This window comes from Pseudomonas sp. 9.2(2024) (assembly GCF_039695385.1).
Lineage (GTDB): Bacteria > Pseudomonadota > Gammaproteobacteria > Pseudomonadales > Pseudomonadaceae > Aquipseudomonas > Aquipseudomonas paraglycinae.
The window spans coordinates 4,594,028-4,615,249 of record NZ_CP155585.1; the positions used below are offsets into that span (position 1 = coordinate 4,594,028).

21 protein-coding genes are annotated in these 21,222 nt (G+C 61.0%); 13 read left to right on the top strand and 8 right to left on the bottom strand.

Annotated elements, in window-relative coordinates; translation table 11 throughout:
• Positions 1-248: 248 nt before the first annotated feature.
• Positions 249-803 carry an RNA polymerase factor sigma-70 gene (locus ABFB52_RS20550; RefSeq protein WP_007955779.1) on the top strand — a complete coding sequence of 185 codons (555 nt, stop codon included), beginning with the start codon at positions 249-251 and terminating at the stop codon, positions 801-803.
• Positions 804-876: 73 nt separating this feature from the next.
• Here ABFB52_RS20550 and ABFB52_RS20555 read toward each other — a convergent pair whose 3' ends face one another.
• The 3 genes from ABFB52_RS20555 to ABFB52_RS20565 all read right to left on the bottom strand — a co-directional run bounded on the left by ABFB52_RS20555 (position 877) and on the right by ABFB52_RS20565 (position 3,490).
• A complete protein-coding gene (locus tag ABFB52_RS20555) occupies positions 877-1,890 on the bottom strand; it encodes a GNAT family N-acetyltransferase (protein WP_085744938.1) in 1,014 nt (337 codons plus the stop codon).
• 87 nt (positions 1,891-1,977) lie between these two features.
• Positions 1,978-2,775 carry a transporter substrate-binding domain-containing protein gene (locus ABFB52_RS20560; protein WP_085744939.1) on the bottom strand — a complete coding sequence of 266 codons (798 nt, stop codon included), beginning with the start codon at positions 2,773-2,775 and terminating at the stop codon, positions 1,978-1,980.
• A 91-nt stretch (positions 2,776-2,866) separates the two neighbouring features.
• Positions 2,867-3,490, bottom strand: coding sequence for a TetR/AcrR family transcriptional regulator (locus ABFB52_RS20565; RefSeq protein WP_007955773.1), 624 nt, complete (start codon positions 3,488-3,490; stop codon positions 2,867-2,869).
• Positions 3,491-3,684: 194 nt separating this feature from the next.
• Between ABFB52_RS20565 and ABFB52_RS20570 the strand changes: the two genes are divergently transcribed.
• The 8 genes from ABFB52_RS20570 (at position 3,685) to ABFB52_RS20605 (ending at position 13,015) form a co-directional block, all read left to right on the top strand.
• Complete coding sequence (locus ABFB52_RS20570) at positions 3,685-5,475, top strand: acyclic terpene utilization AtuA family protein (RefSeq protein WP_346836103.1); 1,791 nt, start codon at positions 3,685-3,687, stop codon at positions 5,473-5,475.
• Between the two features lie 12 nt (positions 5,476-5,487).
• On the top strand, positions 5,488-6,357 hold the full coding sequence (locus tag ABFB52_RS20575; protein ID WP_129972571.1) for an SDR family oxidoreductase: 870 nt from the start codon (positions 5,488-5,490) through the stop codon (positions 6,355-6,357).
• A 3-nt stretch (positions 6,358-6,360) separates the two neighbouring features.
• Positions 6,361-7,977 carry a geranyl-CoA carboxylase subunit beta gene (atuC, locus tag ABFB52_RS20580; protein WP_129972570.1) on the top strand — a complete coding sequence of 539 codons (1,617 nt, stop codon included), beginning with the start codon at positions 6,361-6,363 and terminating at the stop codon, positions 7,975-7,977.
• Between the two features lie 29 nt (positions 7,978-8,006).
• A complete protein-coding gene (gene atuD, locus ABFB52_RS20585; protein ID WP_085700109.1) occupies positions 8,007-9,164 on the top strand; it encodes a citronellyl-CoA dehydrogenase in 1,158 nt (385 codons plus the stop codon).
• On the top strand, positions 9,161-9,958 hold the full coding sequence (locus ABFB52_RS20590) for an enoyl-CoA hydratase-related protein (RefSeq protein WP_129972569.1): 798 nt from the start codon (positions 9,161-9,163) through the stop codon (positions 9,956-9,958). The genes atuD and ABFB52_RS20590 overlap by 4 nt, the downstream gene beginning before the upstream one ends.
• Positions 9,959-10,074: 116 nt before the next feature.
• Entirely contained in the window at positions 10,075-12,036 is a 1,962-nt protein-coding gene (locus ABFB52_RS20595; RefSeq protein ID WP_129972568.1) for an acetyl/propionyl/methylcrotonyl-CoA carboxylase subunit alpha, read from the top strand.
• A 69-nt stretch (positions 12,037-12,105) separates the two neighbouring features.
• Complete coding sequence (locus tag ABFB52_RS20600) at positions 12,106-12,648, top strand: exonuclease domain-containing protein (protein ID WP_011335265.1); 543 nt, start codon at positions 12,106-12,108, stop codon at positions 12,646-12,648.
• A gap of 82 nt (positions 12,649-12,730) precedes the next feature.
• Complete coding sequence (locus tag ABFB52_RS20605) at positions 12,731-13,015, top strand: pyrimidine/purine nucleoside phosphorylase (RefSeq protein WP_007940055.1); 285 nt, start codon at positions 12,731-12,733, stop codon at positions 13,013-13,015.
• A gap of 72 nt (positions 13,016-13,087) precedes the next feature.
• Here the strand turns inward: ABFB52_RS20605 and ABFB52_RS20610 are convergent, their stop codons facing one another.
• Positions 13,088-13,894, bottom strand: coding sequence for an MOSC domain-containing protein (locus ABFB52_RS20610; protein WP_085744946.1), 807 nt, complete (start codon positions 13,892-13,894; stop codon positions 13,088-13,090).
• 90 nt (positions 13,895-13,984) lie between these two features.
• Positions 13,985-14,920 carry a chemotaxis protein CheV gene (locus ABFB52_RS20615; RefSeq protein WP_034155209.1) on the bottom strand — a complete coding sequence of 312 codons (936 nt, stop codon included), beginning with the start codon at positions 14,918-14,920 and terminating at the stop codon, positions 13,985-13,987.
• Positions 14,921-15,372: 452 nt separating this feature from the next.
• Between ABFB52_RS20615 and ABFB52_RS20620 the strand changes: the two genes are divergently transcribed.
• The 3 genes from ABFB52_RS20620 (at position 15,373) to ABFB52_RS20630 (ending at position 17,875) form a co-directional block, all read left to right on the top strand.
• A complete protein-coding gene (locus ABFB52_RS20620) occupies positions 15,373-15,843 on the top strand; it encodes a hypothetical protein (RefSeq protein ID WP_085744947.1) in 471 nt (156 codons plus the stop codon).
• A 482-nt stretch (positions 15,844-16,325) separates the two neighbouring features.
• A complete protein-coding gene (locus tag ABFB52_RS20625; RefSeq protein WP_085744948.1) occupies positions 16,326-17,219 on the top strand; it encodes a sensor histidine kinase in 894 nt (297 codons plus the stop codon).
• The gene (locus ABFB52_RS20630) at positions 17,216-17,875 is read left to right on the top strand and encodes a response regulator transcription factor (RefSeq protein WP_007955750.1); all 660 of its coding nucleotides are present in this window, start codon (positions 17,216-17,218) and stop codon (positions 17,873-17,875) included. Before ABFB52_RS20625 ends, ABFB52_RS20630 begins: the two co-directional genes overlap by 4 nt.
• Here ABFB52_RS20630 and yegS read toward each other — a convergent pair.
• Positions 17,859-18,776, bottom strand: a complete 918-nt coding sequence (gene yegS, locus ABFB52_RS20635; protein WP_102686451.1) for a lipid kinase YegS — start codon at positions 18,774-18,776, stop codon at positions 17,859-17,861. The two genes, ABFB52_RS20630 and yegS, sit on opposite strands and share 17 nt — an antisense overlap.
• Positions 18,777-19,090: 314 nt before the next feature.
• Between yegS and ABFB52_RS20640 the strand changes: the two genes are divergently transcribed.
• Positions 19,091-19,399 (top strand): hypothetical protein, encoded by a 309-nt coding sequence (locus ABFB52_RS20640; RefSeq protein WP_173892738.1) that lies wholly within the window; start codon positions 19,091-19,093, stop codon positions 19,397-19,399.
• 56 nt (positions 19,400-19,455) lie between these two features.
• On the opposite strand, the gene glp is transcribed toward ABFB52_RS20640, so the two are convergent.
• Entirely contained in the window at positions 19,456-20,682 is a 1,227-nt protein-coding gene (glp, locus tag ABFB52_RS20645) for a gephyrin-like molybdotransferase Glp (protein WP_129972567.1), read from the bottom strand.
• Entirely contained in the window at positions 20,666-21,205 is a 540-nt protein-coding gene (gene moaB / locus ABFB52_RS20650; protein WP_085744951.1) for a molybdenum cofactor biosynthesis protein B, read from the bottom strand. The genes glp and moaB overlap by 17 nt, the downstream gene beginning before the upstream one ends.
• Positions 21,206-21,222: the final 17 nt, after the last annotated feature.

Here is a 21,222-nt window from a genome sequence, read left to right on the forward strand (position 1 = left end):
CGGATCCATTCACCAATGAGAACGGATGACGTCTTGAAATAATTAGTCGGCAGGCTGGATCGCCAACGGGGCTGGGCGCTTGGGCGAGTGCGGCGGCGTGTCGCAGTTCTCAGATCGCACTGTTATGGATCATTAGTTCTCTTTCTCAATTGACAATCATTATCATTCAACATAATTTGTCGCTCGATGTGTAGGACGGCCCCGTCCCCCAGGCGTCCCACTAACCTATTGGCAGCAAGGTGATTTCCATGACGGAACAAGTATCCACAAGCAGGTGCGATTCACCGCTACTTCAGGCATTCGTCGACAATCGACTGATTCTGGTCAAGATTGCAGCCCGCATTACCGGCTGCCGGTCACGCGCCGAAGATGTGGTGCAGGATGCGTTCTTCCGACTGCAGTCGGCGCCGCCGATCACGTCGTCGATCAAGGCCCAGCTGAGTTATCTGTTCCAGATCGTGCGCAATCTGGCGATCGATCACTACCGCAAACAGGCGCTGGAGCAGAAGTACGCCGGCCCCGAGGAGGAAGGGTTGAACGTGGTCATTCAGGGCGCTTCGCCGGAAACCTCGCACATCAACTTCTCGACCCTGGAACACATCGCCGACGCGTTGACCGAGCTGCCGGTCCGCACCCGCTATGCGTTCGAGATGTACCGTCTGCACGGCGTGCCGCAGAAGGACATTGCCAAGGAACTCGGCGTTTCGCCAACGCTGGTCAACTTCATGATTCGCGATGCGCTGGTGCACTGCCGCAAGGTATCCGGCAGCCGCGCCGATGCGGTGTCCGCGAACCGTCGCTGACCTGAAACAGAGCCAAAAAAAAGATCGCAGCCTTCGTTGAAGGGCTGCGATCTTTTTTGTTTTCAGCGAAATATCACACCAGCGTGCACCGGTCGAAGAACCGCTCGCGCCCGAGAATCATCAGCGCCGCGCGCTTGTGCGGGAAATCGAATTCTTTCTCGCAGTGGAAGCACTGGTTGTGCATGTGGCCGATCATCTTCGCATTGTCGGCACGCGGTTCGGCAACGACGCGCTGCGTGCGCGGATCATCCAGAAACAGGTAGTGCACCAGCGCCGACAGCCAACTCGCCACCTTGTGCGGACCGCGATGATCTTCTTCTCCGACCAGCATGTGAATGCCGCGATCGTAATTGTCGGCATCGTAGAACGGCGCGATACGATCTTCCTTGGCCCAATAGGCTTCGAAATAGGCAAACGGCTGATCATCGAAACAACCGATCAGGGTCAGCGTGTGCGGATCGGCGTCGAGTTTGCTCAGGTACTCGCGGTGCTGTTCGAGGCTGCCCTCTTCCTGCCAGAAACTGGCGACTCGAGGGCTGTTCTGCCAGCGATTGAAACGCGCCAGATCCTGCTCGATCTCCACCGTTCGCAGGGAAATCCAGGCACCGAGACGCGCATCGAAACGCCGATAGACTTCCCCACGCGGTTTCACCGGGCGCAGCGGATGACGCTTGCCGTTGCTGATGACCATCTGCTGCGGATAGCTGCAGGTCAGCGATGTGCCGAGCCACGGTTGCGGCAGTTGCCAGAACAGCGTGCGCTCGCAGCGGTATTCACCCGCCACTTCAGTGCCCACCAGCAAACCGCTGAGCAAGGCTTCGGTCGGCGCCTGATCGAGTTGCCAGATCAATTGCTGACGCGCCGGATCCCGGGCAAACAGCCAATAACAGGCCGCCCACAGCGCCTGGCCCGGCGGCAGTGCATAGCGCTCATCGATCTGGATCGGCCCCTGGCCTTCACGATCAAGACGCAGGCGAATCAGCGGTTGCCCGTCCAGGCTCAGGCTCAGACGGCTTTCGGTGGCATCGGCTACCAGTTGGCTGCCCGAAGGCAGGGCCAGGGCAGTCAGGTCATTCAGATTGGACATGGGTCGGGCTCACGATAATCGTCGACAGTTCAACGATGGGACGTGAGCCGGGGCGGGAAATTTAGGCCGTTCGGCAAAAACCGCCGGTCATTGATGCGGTACCGGCACCACCGCAATCTTGTACGGATCGAAGATCTTCAGCATCTGCCCGTTGTCGCGCAGGCCCTGCAGCAGCTTGCCGAACGCTTCACCGGTGATCGGCGCCTTCGGACTGAGAATCGCGTAGTGGTGGTAGATCTGGTCGATGCGCTGGGACACCAGCAACTCGTCGCGCACTTTTTCGTTGCGCAGCAGGTAATCGAACAGGTACGAGCGAGTCACCAACGCAATGTCCGCGCGCCCGCGCAAGACCATCAGCAGGTTGCTGTCGTGGGAATAGGTCAGCGTGGCGTTGTAGGTTTCGGCGAGGTACTTGGGATCGGCGTTGAAGTTGGCGAATTCGTAGTGATAGCCGCTGTACAGCGCCAGCCTTTTGCCCTTGAGATCCGCGAAGTAGTTCTGTTGGCGACCGGGCTTGTTCTGCGCGACGAAAATCTCTGCGTCCTCAAGCCCCATGTCGACGGTGATGTGGGGAATGTCTTTCCAGCCCCACTCAGGGTTTTCGAAGATCGCCATGTCAGTGCGGCTGTCCTTGAAATCGCCGAACCGGCGAGGAATCGAGGTGGGCACCAGTTCGAAGCGATAGTCGCTCTGAGCGCTGTTCAAAGCCGCGACCAACTCGGGCAGCAGGCCGGTGTCGGCGCCATTTTCCGGGCGAATGGTGTAGGGCGGAAAATGCGCCGCGCCCACCCGAACCACTTGCGCCGCCGAAGCAGGCAATACCCATAATGCAGCCAGCGCTGCGAGCATCAGCCCGGCGGCCGTCCGAATTGGCGAAGACTTCAAAACACCCCACTCCCCGAAAAAGTATCGATCATTGCATTCAAGCTAGGCGGTTTCGCCCAGTTAGCCAGTTTCCCGACCTGATAGAAAGCGCCTAGCGCTCTTCGAGCACCAGAATCAGCGCTTCTTCGGCCAGTTGATCCAGGCTCAGACTGCCGCCGGCACGGAACCAGGTGGTGGTCCAGGACAACGCGCCCGTGAGAAAACGTCGGGTAATGAACACGTCGCCACGGATGAACCCCGCCTCCTTGGCCTCGCCCAGCACTTGCAGCCAGAGGTCTTCGTAGATGTCGCGCAGCGCCAGCACTTTGGCCTGGCCGTCTTCGGACAGCGAGCGCCATTCATACACCAGCACCGCCATCGCCTCGCCGCTGCCGCCCATGATCGACTGCAATTCGCAGCGGATCAGCGCCAGCACCCGCTCGCGCACATCGGCGGCATCGGCAAGGGCCGCACGCATCAGCGCGGTGTTGTAGCGGATGGTTTCTTCCATCACCGCCCGCAGGATTTCATCCTTGCTCTTGAAGTGATGAAAGATGCTGCCCGACTGAATCCCCACGGCACCGGCCAGATCGCGAACCGTGGTGCGCTCGTAGCCTTTGTTGCGGAACAGGTGGGCCGCCACTTGCAGCAGTTTGCCGCGAGCGCTGTCCGGATCGGTCAACTGGCCGGCATCGACCAGTTCACGCATGACCCTCAGGGCTTTTTGCTCGTCCACCCGTTCTCTCCTACAGTCGATCAGTCAAATGCGCCGTACGCCGCAGAAACGGCGGGGTTGCGCGGGCAATTTAAGCCGCCGGCGGTGACCAAGCAAGCGCTTGGGCAGAAGATAATTCCAGGCGTTTACAAACCAAGCGCTTGCTTGGTAGTCTCGATGCACTTCTGTCACAGGTTGCTGAGTCGGAGATCAAAATGCCCACCACGGTTCGCATCGGATGCGCCAGCGCATTCTGGGGAGACACCTCGACCGCCGCCGCGCAGCTTGTGGCCGCAGGACAGCTGGATTATCTGGTCTTCGACTACCTCGCCGAAATCACCATGTCGATCATGGCCGGCGCACGCATGAAGGATCCGCAGGCCGGGTTCGCCGGCGATTTCATCGAAGTCCTCGCGCCTCTGTTGCCGCAACTGGCCGAACAGAACATTCGCGTCATCAGCAATGCCGGCGGGGTCAATCCCAAGGCCTGCGCCGCCGCGCTGCAAGCGGCCTGCGACAAGGCTGGCGTGGCGCTGAAGATCGCCGTGCTGTCGGGCGATGACCTGCAACCCCAGTTCAAACAACTGGCCACCCAAGGCATCACGGAAATGTTCAGCGGCGCCCCGCTGCCGCCGATGTGCGTGTCGACCAACGCCTACCTCGGCGCGCCGGGCATCGTCGAACCCCTGCGCCTTGGCGCCGACATCGTGATCACCGGCCGGGTGGTCGACAGCGCAGTGGTCAGTGCCGCGCTGGTGCACGAATTCAGCTGGTCGTGGCACGACTACGACAAACTCGCGCAAGGCGCCTTGGCCGGGCACATCATCGAATGCGGCGCGCAGTGCACCGGCGGCAACTTCACCGACTGGCGCGACGTGCCGGACTACGAACACATCGGTTTCCCGATCGTCGAAGTCAGCGCCGACGGCCAGTTCATCGTCAGCAAACCCGAAGGCTCCGGCGGACTGGTTACGCCACTGACCGTCGGCGAGCAGATGCTCTACGAAATCGGTGATCCGCAGGCCTATCTGTTGCCCGATGTGGTCTGCGATTTCAGCCAGGTCAAACTCCAGCAACAAGGCAAAAACGCGGTCCGGGTCCACGGCGCCAAAGGCTTGCCGCCCAGCGACCAATACAAGGTCAGCGCAACGTATCCGGACGGTTTCCGTTGCACCGCCAGTTGCCTGATCGCCGGCATCGATGCCGTGGAGAAAGCCCGGCGCGTCAGCCAGGCGATTCTCGACAAAACCTCGGAGATGCTCGACCAGAAGGGCCTCGGCCCTTACACCGAAACCCACGTCGAACTGCTCGGCAGCGAAGCCACCTACGGCCCTCACGGCCAGCGCCGGGACAGCCGCGAAGTGGTGATTAAACTCGCCGTGCGCCACCCGAACAAACAAGCGTTGATCCTGTTCTCCCGGGAGATCGCCCAGGCCGCCACCGGCATGGCGCCAGGGCTGACCGGGATCGTTGGCGGACGGCCGACGGTATATCCGTTGATCCGGCTGTTCTCGTTCCTGATCGACAAAAGCGCCTGCACATTGCAGATCGACATCGCCGGCGAATCTCACCCGTTCACCCTGCCCGCCCCTGCAACACTCGACAGTCAGGATCTGCCCCTGCCCCACGAAACGCCCAAACCCCAGGGCCGCGCCGACGCGAGCGTGCCATTGGTGAAACTGGCCGTGGCGCGCTCCGGCGACAAGGGCAATCACAGCAACATCGGCGTCCTGCCACGCCGTCCCGAATACCTGCCGTGGATCGCCGAAGCGCTGACCCCGGCGGTGGTCGTCGACTGGATGAGCCATGTCCTCGACCCGATTCACGGCCGGGTCGAGCGCTGGTATCTGCCGGGCACCCACAGCCTCAACTTCCTGCTGGAAAACGCCCTTGGTGGCGGCGGCGTGGCGAGCCTGCGCATCGACCCGCAAGGCAAGGCCTTCGCCCAGCAATTGCTGGAAATCCAGATCCCGGTGCCGCAGAGCATCGCCGAACAGTTCGACTAGAGGATTGGCACCATGGCGTTCGAATCGATTTTCCGGGCTGATCTGTTCAGCGGCCAGACCGTCATCGTCACCGGCGGCGGCAGTGGCATCGGGCGTTGCACCGCCCATGAACTGGCGGCGCTCGGGGCGACCGTGGTGCTGGTCGGACGCAAGCCGGAAAAGCTGCAAACCGTCGCCGCCGAAATTGCCGAGGACGGCGGTCGGGCGCACTGGAAGGCCTGCGATATCCGTGACGAAGAAGCGGTGAAGGCGCTGGTCAGCGAACTGATCCGCGAACACGGGCCGATCCACGGGCTGGTCAACAATGCCGGCGGCCAGTACCCGTCGCCCCTGGCCTCGATCAATCAGAAAGGTTTCGAAACCGTGCTGCGGACCAATCTGGTCGGCGGTTTCCTGATGGCCCGGGAAGTGTTCAATCAGTCGATGAGCAAACACGGCGGCAACATCGTCAACATGCTCGCCGACATGTGGGGCGGCATGCCCGGCATGGGCCACTCCGGCGCCGCGCGTTCGGGCATGGACAACTTCACCAAAACGGCGGCGTTCGAATGGGGTTATGCCGGCGTTCGGGTGAATGCGGTGGCGCCGGGCTGGATCGCGTCCAGCGGCATGGACACTTACGAAGGCGCGTTCAAGGCCGTGATCCCGACCTTGCGCGAACACGTGCCGCTCAAGCGCATCGGCACCGAATCGGAGGTCAGCGCAGCGATCGTGTTTCTGCTCAGCCCGGCTGCCGCGTTCATCAGCGGCAGCACCTTGCGCATAGACGGCGCGGCCAGCCTGGGCAGTCGCGCCTGGCCGCTGCACAAGGCGACCCACAGCGAATCCTTCAACGGTTTTCACCGGGCCTATATGCCGGACGTTTTGAAGGACAAGGAGTAAGCCATGCCGCAGATCCAGTCCCAACTCGACCCGCACAGCGAAGCCTTCGCCCGCAACCGCGCAGCCATGCTCGCCGCCATCGAGCAAGTCCAGCAGCTCGAACAGAACCTGCTGAACAAGGCGGCCGAGGCTAAGCCGAAATTCGACAAACGTGGACAACTGTTGCCCCGTGAACGTCTGAATCTGTTGCTCGACCCCGGCGCGCCGTTCCTCGAACTGGCGAGCCTGGCCGGCTACAAACTCCACGACGACAAGGACGGCAGCTCGGCCGGTGGCGGCTTGATCGCCGGCATCGGTTACGTGTCCGGCGTGCGCGCCTTGATCGTGGCGAACAACAGCGCGATCAAGGGCGGGACGATTTCCCCGTCGGGTCTGAAAAAATCCCTGCGCCTGCAACAGATCGCCCAGGAAAACAAACTGCCGGTCATCACCCTCGCCGAAAGCGGCGGCGCCAACCTCAATTACGCGGCGGAGATTTTCGTCGAAGGCGCACGCAGCTTTGCCAATCAGGCGCGGATGTCGGCCATGGGGCTGCCGCAGATCACCGTGGTGCACGGTTCGGCCACCGCCGGTGGCGCGTATCAGCCGGGGCTGTCGGATTACGTGGTGGTGGTGCGCGGCAAGGCCAAGCTGTTTCTTGCCGGCCCGCCGTTGCTTAAAGCAGCGACCGGTGAAGTCGCCACCGACGAAGAACTGGGCGGCGCCGAGATGCACGCGCAAGTCGCCGGCACCGCCGAATACCTGGCCGAAAACGATGCCGACGGCGTGCGTCAGGTGCGGGAAATCGTCAGTCTGCTGAACTGGAACGAGCAAATACCGTGGCTGCCCGAGCCGCAATTCAAAGAGCCGCTGTACCCCATCGACGAACTGCTCGGCCTGATTCCGGACGACCCGAAAAAGCCCTACAACGTGCGCGAAATCATTGCGCGGATCGCCGACGAATCGCGCTTCCTGGAGTTCAAGGGCGAGTTCGATCAGCAGACCGTTTGCGGGCACCTGAAAATCCAGGGGCGCGCCTGCGGTTTCATCGGCAACAACGGCCCGATCACGCCCAACGGCGCGAGCAAAGCGGCGCAATTCATTCAACTCTGCGATCAGAGCCAGACACCGCTGCTGTTTTTCCACAACACCACCGGGTTCATGGTCGGCACCGAATCGGAACAGCACGGCGTGATCAAGCACGGCTCGAAACTGATCCAGGCCGTTGCCAATGCGCGGGTGCCGAAACTGACGATCGTGGTCGGCGGCTCCTACGGCGCGGGCAACTACGCGATGTGCGGACGCGGGCTTGATCCGCGCTTCATCTTCGCCTGGCCCAACAGCCGCACCGCCGTGATGGGTGGCGCCCAGGCCGGCAAGGTGTTGCGCATCGTCACCGAAGCCAAACAGCTCAAGGACGGCCTGGTGCCCGACCCGAAAATGCTCGACATGCTGGAGCAGGTCACCGCGCAGAAACTCGACAGCCAGTCCACCGCCCTCTACGGCAGCGCCAACCTGTGGGACGACGGGCTGATCGATCCGCGCGACACCCGCACCCTGCTCGGTTACCTGCTGGACATCTGCCACGAAGCCGACATCCGCACGTTGCAACCCAACAGCTTCGGCGTCAGCCGGTTCTGATCGCCACGGATTAAAGGAGAACAATAAAAATGATCTTCACCCCGGAACACGAAGCACTGCGCCGTACCGTCCGCCAGTTCGTCGAGCACGAGATCAACCCCCACGTCGATGAGTGGGAAAAGGCCGGGCGCTTTCCGATCCACGAGATATTCCGCAAGGCCGGCGACCTCGGTCTGCTGGGGATTTCCAAGCCGGAAAAATTCGGCGGCATGGGCCTGGATTACAGCTATTCGATCGTCGCCGCCGAAGAGTTCGGCACCATTCATTGCGGCGGCATTCCGATGTCGATCGGCGTGCAGACCGACATGTGCACCCCGGCCCTCGCCCGCTTCGGCTCCGATGAATTGCGCGAAGAATTCCTGCGCCCGGCCATCACCGGCGAGCAGGTCGGTTGCATCGGCGTCTCGGAAGTCGGCGCTGGCTCCGATGTCGCCGGGCTCAAGACCACCGCACGCAAGGACGGCGACGACTATGTGATCAACGGCAGCAAGATGTGGATCACCAACTCGCCGAGTGCTGATTTCATCTGTCTGCTGGCCAACACTTCGGATGACAAACCGCACGTCAACAAGTCGCTGATCATGGTGCCGATGAACACGCCGGGCATCAGCCTCAGTTCGCACCTGGACAAGCTCGGCATGCGCAGCTCGGAAACCGCCCAGGTGTTTTTCGACAACGTGCGCGTGCCCCAGCGCAATCGCATCGGCCACGAAGGCGCCGGGTTCATGATGCAGATGCTGCAGTTCCAGGAGGAACGCCTGTTCGGCGCGGCGAACATGATCAAAGGCCTGGAATACTGCGTCGACAGCACCATCGAGTACTGCAAGGAACGCAAGACTTTCGGCAATGCGCTGATCGACAACCAGGTGATCCACTTCCGCCTCGCCGAATTGCAGACCGAAATCGAATGCCTGCGGGCGCTGGTCTATCAGGCCACCGAGCAATACGTGAAAGGCCAGGACGTCACCCGACTGGCCTCGATGGCCAAGCTCAAGGCCGGGCGTCTTGGCCGCGAAGTCAGTGACAGCTGCCTGCAATACTGGGGCGGCATGGGCTTCATGTGGGACAACCCGGTGGCCCGCGCCTACCGCGACGTGCGGCTGGTGTCGATTGGCGGCGGCGCCGACGAAATCATGCTGGGGATCATCTGCAAACTGATGGGCATCCTGCCGGGGAAAAAGAAATGAGCGCCCTGCCCGATTGCCAGACGCTGCTGCTGGAACGGCACAACGGCGTGTTGCACATCACCCTCAATCGCCCGGAAAGCCGCAATGCCATGAGCCTGCAAATGGTCGCCGAGTTGCGCGCCGTGCTGGCAGAGGTGCGCGATGACCGCAGCGTTCGCGCGCTGGTGCTCAGCGGTGCCGGCGGGCATTTCTGCGCCGGCGGCGATATCAAGGACATGGCCAACGCCCGCGCTCAGGGCAGCGATGCCTATCGCGAGTTGAACCGTGCCTTCGGGTCGTTGCTGGAAGAAGCGCAGCACACGCCGCAAGTGCTGATCACCGTGTTGCAGGGCGCGGTGCTCGGGGGCGGGTTCGGGCTGGCGTGTGTCAGCGATATCGCCATCGCCGATCATCAGGCGCAATTCGGTTTGCCGGAAACCAGCCTCGGCCTGCTGCCGGCGCAGATCGCGCCGTTTGTGGTGCAGCGCATCGGCCTCACTGAAACCCGACGCCTGGCCCTGACCGCCGCCCGCTTCGACGGCCATCAGGCCCGACGCCTGGGGCTGGTGCATTTTGTCGAGCAGGATCCACAGGCGCTCGCCGAGCGACTGGATGAAGTGCTCGACCATGTCCTGTGCTGCGCCCCCGAAGCGAATGCCGTGACGAAAAAATTGCTGCTGGCCAGCGCCGGCCAGCCGTCGAGTGAACTGCTGGACGAAGCCGCGCAGTGGTTCAGCGAAGCGGTGACCGGTGCCGAAGGCATCGAAGGCACGATGGCGTTTGTGCAAAAGCGCAAACCGAGGTGGGCCCCTTAGAAGCATCGCGGGCAAGCCCGCTCCCACAGTTTTTGTGAGCACCACTGAATCCTGTGGGAGCGGGCTTGCCCGCGATGAGGCCCTTCAATCCACCGCCAACATTCAGGAAAACCACCATGCCCGCCCTCCACAAAATCCTGATCGCCAACCGCGGTGAAATCGCCTGCCGCATCCAGCGCACCGCCCAGGCCCTCGGTTATCGCACGGTCGCGGTTTTTAGCGATGCCGACGCCAATGCACTGCATGTTCAAATGGCGGACGAGGCCGTGAACATCGGCCCGGCGCCGGTGCAGCAGTCCTACCTGAACATCACGGCGATCCTCGACGCCGCCCGGCGCAGCGGTGCCGACGCGATCCATCCCGGCTACGGCTTTCTCTCGGAAAATGCCGAATTCGCCCGCGCCTGCGAACAGGCCGGCCTGACCTTCATCGGCCCCAGCGTCGAAGCCATCGAACTGATGGGCAGCAAACGACAGTCGAAAATCGCCATGCTCGCCGCCGGCGTCCCGTGCATCGCCGGCTATCAAGGCGCCGAGCAGGACGACGTGACGCTGACCCGCGAAGCCGAGCGCATCGGTTACCCGTTGATGATCAAGGCCAGCGCCGGCGGTGGCGGGCGCGGCATGCGTCTGGTGCACAGCGTCGAGGAATTGCCAGCGCAATTGCGCACGGCGCGCTCCGAAGCCTTGAACGGTTTCGGCAGCGACGAACTGATCCTCGAACAGGCGTTGATCGAACCGCGCCATGTCGAAGTGCAGCTGTTCGGCGATCATCACGGCAACCTGATCTACCTCGGGGAACGCGACTGTTCGATTCAGCGTCGGCACCAGAAAGTCATCGAAGAAGCACCCTGCCCAGTGATGACCGAAGAACTGCGCCAGGCAATGGGCGAAGCGGCGCTCAAGGCCGGGCGTGCGGTGAACTATGTCGGCGCCGGCACCGTGGAGTTTTTGCTTGATGCCGATGGCCGGTTCTACTTTCTGGAGATGAACACCCGGTTGCAGGTCGAGCACCCGGTGACTGAACTGATCACTGGGCTGGATCTGGTGGCGTGGCAGCTTTTGGTTGCCGAGGGCCAGCCTCTGCCGCTGTCGCAAGCGCAGGTCAAACTCGATGGCCACGCGATGGAAGTACGCCTCTACGCCGAAGATCCAGCCCAGGGTTTTCTTCCGCAGACCGGGTGTGTCGAAGCCTGGGCGCCGGCACTGGATCGCGGTGCGCGAATTGATCACGGCATGATCGAAGGCCAGTCGGTCTCACCGTTCTACGACCCGATGCTCGGCAAACTGATCGCCCACGGCGCGACCCGTGAAGAGGCCCGGCGCAAACTGTTGTGTGCGGTTCAGGACAGCGTGTTGCTGGGCGTGCATAGCAATCAGCGATTGCTCGCCAGCCTGTTGCAGCATCCGCAGTTCATCAGCGGAGAATTCGGCACTGGCTTCATCCCGCAGTTCTTCGCCGATCACGACTGCCTTCGCGCCTATTCGCCCAGTGCCGAAGAGCTGGCCGTGGCGGCGGTACTGTTTTACCAATCTGTCGCACAGCGACACCGCGCCCCGTTGTCCGGATGGCGCAACAATGCCGGTGCGCCGTTGCTTTATCGCATCGGCCTCGACGCCCGCGACTGGAACGTGCAACTGCGCGCCAGTCCGGACAACACGTTTGCAGTGCAGGTCGCGGAGCGCGTGATCGAAGTCAAACGGGTCGAGCACACCGACGGGGCTGTGACGCTGGAGATCGATGGCCTGCGTCAGCGCCATGCCTATCGGCTGCGCGACGACCAGCTCTGGCTGTTCACCCACCCCGGCAGCCTGCACCTGGTGGATCGAACTCACGCGGTGATCGACAGTCAGACCAGCGTCAGTTCCGGCACGTTGAAAGCCCCGATGGATGGCGCCATCATCGATGTGCTTGTCAGCGAAGGCAGCCCGGTCAGCAAGGGCCAGCTGCTGGTGGTGCTGGAAGCGATGAAAATGGAGCACCCGCTCAAGGCCGGCATCGACGGCGTGCTCAAGCGGGTGCAGGTCAAGATCGGCGATCAGGTAAAAAATCGTCAGGTTCTGTTGCAGGTCGAGTAGTCGCCGCGCGCATCCGCAAGGTTTGACTACGCTCTGAATAATCAGGACGCGGAAATCAGGAACCCTGCGATGCCCCATTGGCTGGTCATAGATCTGGAAGCCACCACCGATGAGGGTGGCTGGCCGGTTACGGAAATGGAGATCATCGAGATCGGCGCGACCCTGGTTGATCGCGCCGGTCGCGAGCAGGATCACTTCCAGCGCTTCGTCAAACCGACGCGGCGCCCCTTGCTGACGCCGTTTTGCCGCGAACTCACGCACATCACCCAGGCCAACATCGACGCGGCGCAGCCGTTGAGTGAAGTGTGGCCTGCGTTCGAGCGCTGGCTCGGTCAGCACCAGACACGCCTTGAAGGCTGGGCGAGCTGGGGCGATTACGACCGCAAACAGTTGCTTCAGGAATGGCAGCGCCTGCAACTCGACAGCGCGCTGAGCCGGGTGCCGCACATGAACCTCAAACAGCGCTTTGCCAAGGCCCGACGCCTCGAACGGCCACTGGGCCTCAATGGCGCGTTGCAACTGGCGGGCATGCAATTCACCGGTCAACAACACCGGGCGCTGGAAGATGCGCGCAATACCGCCCGATTATTGCCGTTGGTGCTGCCGCTCTAGGGCAGGTGACGGCGCCATGAGCCTTGTGCATACTGGCCGACCCTTTTTGACCCTTTTAAGCCCTTTTCGAGAGGAATCGCCCATGTTTAAAGTCAACGAGTACTTCGACGGCACCGTCAAGTCGATCGCTTTTGGCACCGCTGAAGGCCCTGCGACCATCGGCGTCATGGCCCCGGGCGAATACGAATTCGGCACCAGCCAGCGTGAAATCATGCACGTGGTTTCGGGCGCACTGACCGTCAAACTGCCGGACAGCAGCGACTGGGAAACCTTCGCCGCCGGCAGCCAGTTCAACGTGCCAGCCAACAGCAAGTTCCAGCTGAAAGTGGCCGTCGACACCGCTTACCTGTGCGAATACCGCGGCTGAAACCCCGGTTTCCTACGGCAATAAAAAATGCCCGTGTCCAAGGACACGGGCATTTTTTCGTTTCAGAGCGGGTTATTCGAGAATTTCCACCGGCATGCCGACTTCAAGCCGGCCGTTGCCGTCGTTGACCAGGTTCTGGCCAAACATCGCGCCGTCGGCCTGGGCGCGAGTCTTCTGCAAGGTCGCCAGCGGTTCACGGTCAGCGCTGCGCTCACCTGTCTGCGGATCGATCGTGGTGAGAATGCACCGCGAGCAGGACTTGACCACGCGGAACTCGACATCGCCGATTCGAATCCGCTTCCAGCCATCCTCGGCGTAAGCATCACTGCCTTCGATCACCAGATTCGGCCGGAACCGCAGCATTTCCAGCGGACGCCCGACTTCCTGCGACAGGTGTTGCAGCGAGGCCTCACCAATCAGCAGCAGCGGGAAACCATCGGCGAATGCCACTTGATCGTCATCGTTGCCGTACCCGGCCTGGGTCGTCCGGGCACGATCCAGCGGCACTTGCACCAGGCGGGTCGGTTTGCCGATGAAATCGCTGACCCAGCGGGCCGCCTCTTCACCGGCATCCGGCACACGCAGGGTGTCACGCCAGATGGTTACGCCGCGCAGGTCGTCGTCGCTGCCGGGCAAGGCGACATCGATTGCCGAATGCCCCGGCGCGCTGAGCGTCAGACCGCCGCTGGCATTCCACAATGCCGACAACTGGCTCATCTTCGCTTCGGCACGCTGGGTCAGGAATCGCCCGCTGGCCTCGTCCACCAGCATCCAGCGTCGGTCGCCCTCAAGCCCCAGTTTGTCCAGGCCGATCCCTTGCAGGACCTCGCCCTTGGCGGATTTCAACGGGTAACGATAAAGCGCGCTCAGACGCAGCATGGCCAGCTCCCTGGTGGGTCAAAAACGCCACCCTATACGAGCTTTGTCAGCGAATCAAAGGCTGACGCAGGGTCAGCCTCGACACGTTGATCAGGCCGGCACTTCGTCGAGCATCAGACGCTGGCGCACCACATCGACCAGCTTGTCCGGCTGGAACTTGGAGAGGAAGTTGTCGCAGCCGACCTTCTTCACCATCGAGTCGTTGAAACTGCCGGACAGCGAGGTGTGCAGCACCACATACAGGCCACGCAGGCGCGGGTCGTTGCGGATTTCGGTGGTCAGCCGGTAGCCATCCATTTCCGGCATTTCAGCGTCGGTAAAGATCATCAGCAGCTTGTCGGTCATGTTCACCCCGGTGTCCGCCCAGGCCTTGAGCATGTTCAGGGCTTTCAGGCCGTCGCTGGCGATGTGCATCTTCACGCCCAACTGGCCTAGGGTGTCACGCAATTGCGAGAGCGCCACGTTGGAGTCGTCCACCAGCAACACTTCACGGCCACGGGCGCGTTCGAGCACCGGATCGTCCAGTTTGTCGCGCGAAACCTTGGCGTTGTACGGCACGATTTCGGCGAGGACTTTCTCGACGTCGATGATTTCCACCAGTTGATCGTCGACCTTGCTGATGGCCGTCAGGTAATGCTGGCGACCGGCGCTGGTCGGCGGCGGCAGGATGGCTTCCCAGTTCATGTTGACGATGCGGTCCACGCCACCGACGAGGAACGCCTGCACCGAACGGTTGTATTCGGTAACGATGATCGTGCTGTTCGGACCTGGTACCAACGGGCGCATGCCGATCGCCTGGGACAGGTCGATCACCGGCAGCGTCTGCCCACGCAGATTGACCACGCCACAGACAAACGGGTGACGCTGGGGCATCAGGGTCAGTTTCGGCAACTGCAGGACTTCCTGCACCTTGAACACGTTGATCGCGAACAATTGGCGTCCGGCCAGTCGAAACATGAGAATTTCCAGGCGATTCTCACCCACCAGTTGCGTGCGTTGGTCTACCGTGTCGAGAATGCCGGCCATCAATGACTCCTGGGCTTGTTCTGATGAATTCACTATTGGGGGTTATCGGCTGAATCTGACGGATCTTGATCCCGTCACAAATCACCAACAAAATGCCATGAGCAGGCATTGATGTCACATTAACATCATGCTTTACTGGCCCGGTGAAATCATCTGCTACATTCTCTTCGGCGCGACCTTGATTTGCGCGACAGGTTCCCATGCCTAAGGGAATCCCCTAGTAACAATCAGGCCCAACCTGATATTCGCGATATCCAATAGCCATTAATGTGACGCCATTCTCATTGCATGAACGGAGTCAGGCTATTGTGTGCGATCGCAATTCAGTGGAAACACATCCTCTTGAAACCCCAGGTCTGTGCCAATGCACACCGGGGCGCGGTCTCGCGACGGTTCATGATCGTCGACACACACGGCATTCCCTCATCAGACATGACGTGGTGGAGATAAGCATGCCGAACGACCGTAGTGACTGGGCGCAGCGGTTCCCCGAATTTCTTGTCGAGGCTGAAACGCTCCTGGCCAAGTCTGAAGAATGCCTCAGCCACTTGCAGCTGATCAGCAATGACAAGGACGCCATCGACTGCATGCTCAGCACCCTCCTCAAGCTGGCGAACAAGGCCGATGCCCTGGCGCTGGGGGCGGTGTCCGAATTCTCCCTGCACCTGCATGGCCTGCTCACCCAGGTTCAGGATCACGTGGATTTGCATGCGCAGGCCCTGGAAGCACTGAAAGACTGCTTCACCCTGATGGCCTGGCAACTGGAGCTGGTTGACCCAAGCACCGGCCAATTGGGCCTCGATGAAAGCGAGCAGGCGTCGCTGATTGAAGCCTTTGCCTGCCAGGTCGGACAGACTCACTTTCAAATGCCGCTCAATGGCAAGCCGATGTCCCTCGTCTCCTGGACGGAACGCCAAGCGTAACCGAGCATACAGTGGGCTGTTCGGGCCCGTCAGTTCTCGCCGTCGAATGTCGCAATTGAATAGTTCATGCCTGCCTGCGACACCTCCCAATAAATAATTACGTGCGATGAATGCAGACTATCCTCTGCGGATGTCAGGGTTTTCCTGTGTAAAAGAAAACTTGTGGTGCATCGATAATTATCGAGTCGGGTACTTCAACTTTTCCATTATGGAACCCTCGTCCAACATGGCCTGTTTCCTGACTCTTTGGACATATAGCGCAAACGCGACCAACGGTATGTTAAGTGGTATTATGCCGCCCGTTAGTTGTTTCAGTTAATGGCATTGTGACTTCTATGAGCAGTCTCCACCGAAGTTGGCGCTCAATTATCGATCACTGAACCGTTTTGAAATCAACAACCTGAATGACAGTTTTCCAGACAGAGACCGCCAGCCCTTCTGACCGGTCTGCCCGCAGCGAACATCCATTGGCTCCATCCGCTATGTACGCCAGCCTCAAGTCAATCACCACATGGCCTCCCTCCCGAGAAAATGCCCGCAGGTTCACACTCCTGCTGTGCACGGCTTCGGCCTTGGGCAGTCTGTTGAGCTATGGCATCTCTGCGCCGTTGTCGCTCGGCCTGCTGCTGATCAACGTGGCGGCTGCCGGTTGCGTCTGGACCCAACATCGTCTGTCGCGCAAATCCATCAAGTTCCAGCCTCAGGAACTCGCCGACCGTTTGCTGGAAGTCCAGGAAAACGAGCGCCATCGCCTGAGCCGTGAACTGCATGACGATATCGGCCAACTGCTGACCGCCGCCAAGCTGCAAAGCGAATGGCTCAAGCGTCGCTTGCCCGCGGACATGCAGGAACACTGTTCAGTACTTTGCGAGACGCTCGAAGAAACCCTTAACAAGGTTCGCGACGTTTCGGCCATTCTCAACCCGCGGCAACTGACCAGCCTTGGTCTGGAAGCGAGCTTGCGTGCGCACCTGCTCAAGGTACTGGCCAATACTTCGGTGCACTGGAGTCTGGACTGCCAGCAGCGCCTGAACGGAATCCCCGAAGAAATGGCCGTGGCCGCCTTTCGTATCACTCAGGAAGCGGTGACCAACATCCTTCGCCATGCGCAGGCCAAAAACCTGTTGATCCGCGTGCAACGCCTGCCGCAGGGCCTGACCCTGCTGATCAGCGATGATGGCCTGGGCTTTTCCCCGGCAGCGAATCCGGGTCGCGAAGGACAGCGGGGCATGGCCGGGATGGCCGAACGGATCGAGCAACTGGGCGGCACACTGAGCGTGACCAGCGAGCCGGGCAAAGGTACTCAAATCGAAGCACTATTCCCCTGGGCGCCCCGTGCACTCGAGCGGGCCAGTACGAATAAGGTTATGCGTTGACTTGTAACTTACTTCTGGTGGATGACCACTCGCTGATCAGGGCCGGCGTGCGCGCCCTGGTGCTGGATATTCCCGGTTATGCGGTCATCGGCGAGGCCAATGATGGCTCGCAGCTGCTCGAGATGGTCGAGCTGCTGTCTCCCGATATCGTATTGCTGGACATTTCCATGAAGGAAACCGGCGGCCTGGAAGCCTTGCAGCGGCTCAGACGGGTACGCCCGCACGCCAAAGTGCTGATCCTGTCGATGCACACCGACCCCGCGCTCATCATGCAGGCGCTGGAGTCCGGTGCGCACGGTTACCTGCTCAAGGACACCACGGCCACCGAGCTCGAACATGCACTGGAAGCACTGCGCAACAACGAGCGCTACCTGAGTCCTGCCATCGCCCATACCGTGATCAATCAGGCGCTGACCCGCAATCTGAAGCAGCAGCCGGAAGTCGCCGAGTCGCACAACCTCACGGCACGCCAGCTGGAAATCCTGCGTTTGATCGTGCGCGGCAAGTCCACGCGAGAAATCGCCAATGGCCTGGGCTTGAGCATCAAGACGGTCGAAACCCACCGGTCGCAGATCATGAAACGCCTGCAAATCTACGATGTGGCGGGCCTGGTGCTGTTCGCCGTGCGCGAACAGATCATCAGTCTGGACGACTGACCCGGGGCGTTGCGCCCAACAGCGGCGAGTCCTTGGGCAAATGCAAACGCAACGCCCCCGGGCGCGCCGCAAACCGCAGGCTGTCGCCCTCCAGTGGCTCACCGTCGAGATTGATGCAAAGCCCTTCGGCAACCTTGATTTCAACCCACGGCAAACGGGTACGCACGAACATGTTATCGATGCCGAATCCGTCGCTGAGCAGATTTTTCAGCGTGCCGACCAGCTCCTGTGGCGCTGGCAGAATGCTGATATCCAGAAGACCGTCGTCCACCAACGCTTCCGGGCACAACACATGCCCGCCGCCCGCCTGACGACCGTTGCCGATCCCCAGCGCCAGCAGCTCGCCACGCCAGTGAAAATCCGGACCCTGCAATTCGCCATAAGCGGCATGCAACTCACTGAACCGCGATAAACCGGTGAACAGATAGGCCGCGCCGCCCAGCACTTTTTTCAGATCTTCCGACGTGTTGGCGGTCACCTGGCTGCCGAATCCGCCGGTGGCCATGTTCAGGAAAATCTGCCCGCCGACCTCGCCCAGATCAATGTCATGGGCGGGTGCCTCAAGCAATTCGAGCGCTTCGGCCGGCTCCAGCGGAATGGCCGCCGCGCGGGAAAAATCGTTGGCGGTTCCCAGCGGCAACAGCACCAGGCTGGCCTTGCCCGGCTGCGCCGCCATTGCTTCGGCGATATCGCGCAGGGTGCCATCTCCGCCACCGGCAATGATCTGACTGTATCCCGCCGCCAGCGCCTCCTCCACCAGTCGCTGGGCATCGCCGGCCTCCCAGGTCAGGCGCACAGCCAGTTCCCAGCCCTGCTTGCGTTTGTTCTCGACAGCGGCACGAACCGCCTCGTTGAGTGCCTGCTTGCCATGCAGAATCAACAATGCCTTGCGTTCACTCATTGCTGTTACTCCCGGAATTGAATCAGTACGGGACATCTTGACCACCAACGCAGGTAAAAAAGTCACACGCCTTCTGATTAATTCCTGAGGCTCACACTGATCGTCCTACATGCCGGTACATTTTCGTACAGAACGTAAGGAATCGGCTCAATTGACCCAGCCCGGTCCTTGGTACAACGTGTGTCGGCGTCAGCAATCTTCAATTCAATTACACAAGGATGTGCATGTAATGAGTGCATACAGTTTCAGGACTTACGAAAATTTGCATTCCGGCATTTGCCGACAGAACCCCATCGCATCAGGCGGGTGTTTCCATGCAAAGCCATGAAGCAAGATTATCCGTGAGTCCGGTTGCCTCTCTCTCCGAAAGTCGCGCCAGTCTTAAAGACGAATTCAAATGCAGCGCCAGAAGTACTGGAGAAAACGAAATGGAACCGCGCGTCACCGAGCTGGAAACTCACCTCAAGTACATTCGACGTGACATGGACGAAGTCAGAGGAGACGTCAAAGCCATCAAACATCGTCTTGCCTATTCGGCAGGCGCGACAGCGATGGTGCTCGGACTGTTGGGCTGGATTGCCAACAGCCGGTTCGATCAGCTCGTCACACTGCTCAGCCGTTGAACGGCTGAAAGGCACGCATCGTTTTGCGACGATGCCTGCCTTTCAAATGCCTGCAATCAACCGAGAAGCTCGCTGAGTGGAATGAATGGCACCTGGTCACCCTTGGCCAGGACTCGGCCTTCCTGCACCTCCACCAGACCCTCGGCCCAGGCAGCGCTGCGCAGAACGCCCGAACTCTGGTTGCGGTAGATAATCGCTTGCCCCTGCTCCAGACGTCCGCGCAGAAATTCACGGCGGTTACCGGCCTGAGGCCAGACAAATCCTGCGGGCACCGAAAACTTCAGCGGCTCGACATCCTGCACGCCCTGGCGACGCAACAGATAAGGTCGGGTCAACAAAGCAAAGGTCACCAGTGTCGAGGCCGGATTACCCGGTAACCCAATCACCGGGACACCGCGAAAATGCCCGACCGTCAGCGGCTTGCCGGGTTTGATCGCCAGCTTCCAGAGTGTCAGTTCGCCCTCTTCCCTCAATGCGATTCCGAGGAAATCCGCTTCCCCTACCGATACGCCACCGGTCGACAGGATCAGGTCTACATCCTGGAGCTCCCCAAGTCGCGCACGGGTGGTGTGCAAGTCATCAGGAAGAATACCGGCATCCACCACTTCACATCCCAGGCGCTGCAACCAGCTGCACAACAACACCCGGTTACTGTTGTAGATCTGTCCCGGCCCCAGTGTCGTGCCCGGCTCGACCAACTCGTCCCCCGTGGACAGCACCGCCACACGGACCTGGCGAGTCACCTCGAGCCCAGCGCAACCCAGTGACGCGGCCAACCCCTGCTCGATCGGACCGAGCCGGGTTCCGGCAGGCAAGACCAGCTCGCCAACAGTCGTTTCCTGGCCTCGCGGGCGAATGTTTTGCCCGGTCACCATCGTCTCGATGAAACTCACACGTTCGTCGGCATGAATCTCGGCGTTTTCCTGCATCTCGACACAGTCGGCACCGGCAGGCACCGGCGCGCCGGTAAAGATCCGCGCACAGGTGCCTGGTTCCAAAGGCTTGGGCGCCTGTCCGGCGAAGATCTTCTGACTGACCGGCAACGGTTCGCCGGTCCAGTCGGCCAGATTCAACGCGTAACCGTCCATGGCGCTGTTCGGCCACGGCGGCAGATCCAGTGTCGAAATCAGATCCTGCGCCAGCACCCGCCCCTGAACATGCGCCAGTGGCAAAAACTCACTCTCGACAATCCGCGAGCTCTCGGCCATTTCCAGCAATCGCGCGAATGCCTCTTCGACGGGCATCAGGCTGCCGGTCTTGCCCGGCTTACCCACGGGATTCACAAGGCGCCGCCTGTTTCAAATGAGTGACGAAATTGCACGGGCGGTGGCGTGAGTCCAGTTGCTCGGCGAGGATGCCATCCCAACCGGTGCGCACTGCGTTGGTCGAACCTGGCAGGCAGCAGACCAGCGTGCCATTGGCCAGTCCCGCCAAAGCCCGGGATTGCACGGTGGAGGTGCCGATGTCGGCCACCGAGATCTGGCGGAACAGCTCACCAAAGCCATCGACCTGTTTGTCCAGCAGGCAAGCGACCGCTTCCGGAGTGCTGTCACGGCCAGTAAAACCGGTGCCTCCGGTGATCAGCACGACTTGCACGACGTCTTCGGCAATCCAGTGGGCGACTTGCGCACGGATCTTGTACAGGTCATCTTTGAGCAGCACTCGCTGCGCCAGATAATGGCCGGCGGCCGTCAGCCGGTCGACGAAGACCTGGCCGGAGGTATCGGTTTCCAGGGTTCGGGTATCGCTGACCGTCAACACCGCGATATTAAGCGGCACGAAAGGTACATCAGCCTTGGCTTTCATAGGCTCGTCCAGTTGTA

What these genes read in the sequence shown, in the direction of transcription:
- ABFB52_RS20550 (WP_007955779.1), top strand. Translation starts at nt 249, where the DNA reads ATGACGGAACAAGTATCCACAAGCAGGTGCGATTCACCGCTACTTCAG.
- ABFB52_RS20555 (WP_085744938.1), bottom strand. Translation starts at nt 1,890, where the DNA reads ATGTCCAATCTGAATGACCTGACTGCCCTGGCCCTGCCTTCGGGCAGC.
- ABFB52_RS20570 (WP_346836103.1), top strand. Translation starts at nt 3,685, where the DNA reads ATGCCCACCACGGTTCGCATCGGATGCGCCAGCGCATTCTGGGGAGAC.
- ABFB52_RS20575 (WP_129972571.1), top strand. Translation starts at nt 5,488, where the DNA reads ATGGCGTTCGAATCGATTTTCCGGGCTGATCTGTTCAGCGGCCAGACC.
- atuC (WP_129972570.1), top strand. Translation starts at nt 6,361, where the DNA reads ATGCCGCAGATCCAGTCCCAACTCGACCCGCACAGCGAAGCCTTCGCC.
- atuD (WP_085700109.1), top strand. Translation starts at nt 8,007, where the DNA reads ATGATCTTCACCCCGGAACACGAAGCACTGCGCCGTACCGTCCGCCAG.
- ABFB52_RS20590 (WP_129972569.1), top strand. Translation starts at nt 9,161, where the DNA reads ATGAGCGCCCTGCCCGATTGCCAGACGCTGCTGCTGGAACGGCACAAC.
- ABFB52_RS20595 (WP_129972568.1), top strand. Translation starts at nt 10,075, where the DNA reads ATGCCCGCCCTCCACAAAATCCTGATCGCCAACCGCGGTGAAATCGCC.
- ABFB52_RS20600 (WP_011335265.1), top strand. Translation starts at nt 12,106, where the DNA reads ATGCCCCATTGGCTGGTCATAGATCTGGAAGCCACCACCGATGAGGGT.
- ABFB52_RS20605 (WP_007940055.1), top strand. Translation starts at nt 12,731, where the DNA reads ATGTTTAAAGTCAACGAGTACTTCGACGGCACCGTCAAGTCGATCGCT.
- ABFB52_RS20610 (WP_085744946.1), bottom strand. Translation starts at nt 13,894, where the DNA reads ATGCTGCGTCTGAGCGCGCTTTATCGTTACCCGTTGAAATCCGCCAAG.
- ABFB52_RS20615 (WP_034155209.1), bottom strand. Translation starts at nt 14,920, where the DNA reads ATGGCCGGCATTCTCGACACGGTAGACCAACGCACGCAACTGGTGGGT.
- ABFB52_RS20620 (WP_085744947.1), top strand. Translation starts at nt 15,373, where the DNA reads ATGCCGAACGACCGTAGTGACTGGGCGCAGCGGTTCCCCGAATTTCTT.
- ABFB52_RS20625 (WP_085744948.1), top strand. Translation starts at nt 16,326, where the DNA reads ATGTACGCCAGCCTCAAGTCAATCACCACATGGCCTCCCTCCCGAGAA.
- yegS (WP_102686451.1), bottom strand. Translation starts at nt 18,776, where the DNA reads ATGAGTGAACGCAAGGCATTGTTGATTCTGCATGGCAAGCAGGCACTC.
- ABFB52_RS20640 (WP_173892738.1), top strand. Translation starts at nt 19,091, where the DNA reads ATGCAAAGCCATGAAGCAAGATTATCCGTGAGTCCGGTTGCCTCTCTC.
- moaB (WP_085744951.1), bottom strand. Translation starts at nt 21,205, where the DNA reads ATGAAAGCCAAGGCTGATGTACCTTTCGTGCCGCTTAATATCGCGGTG.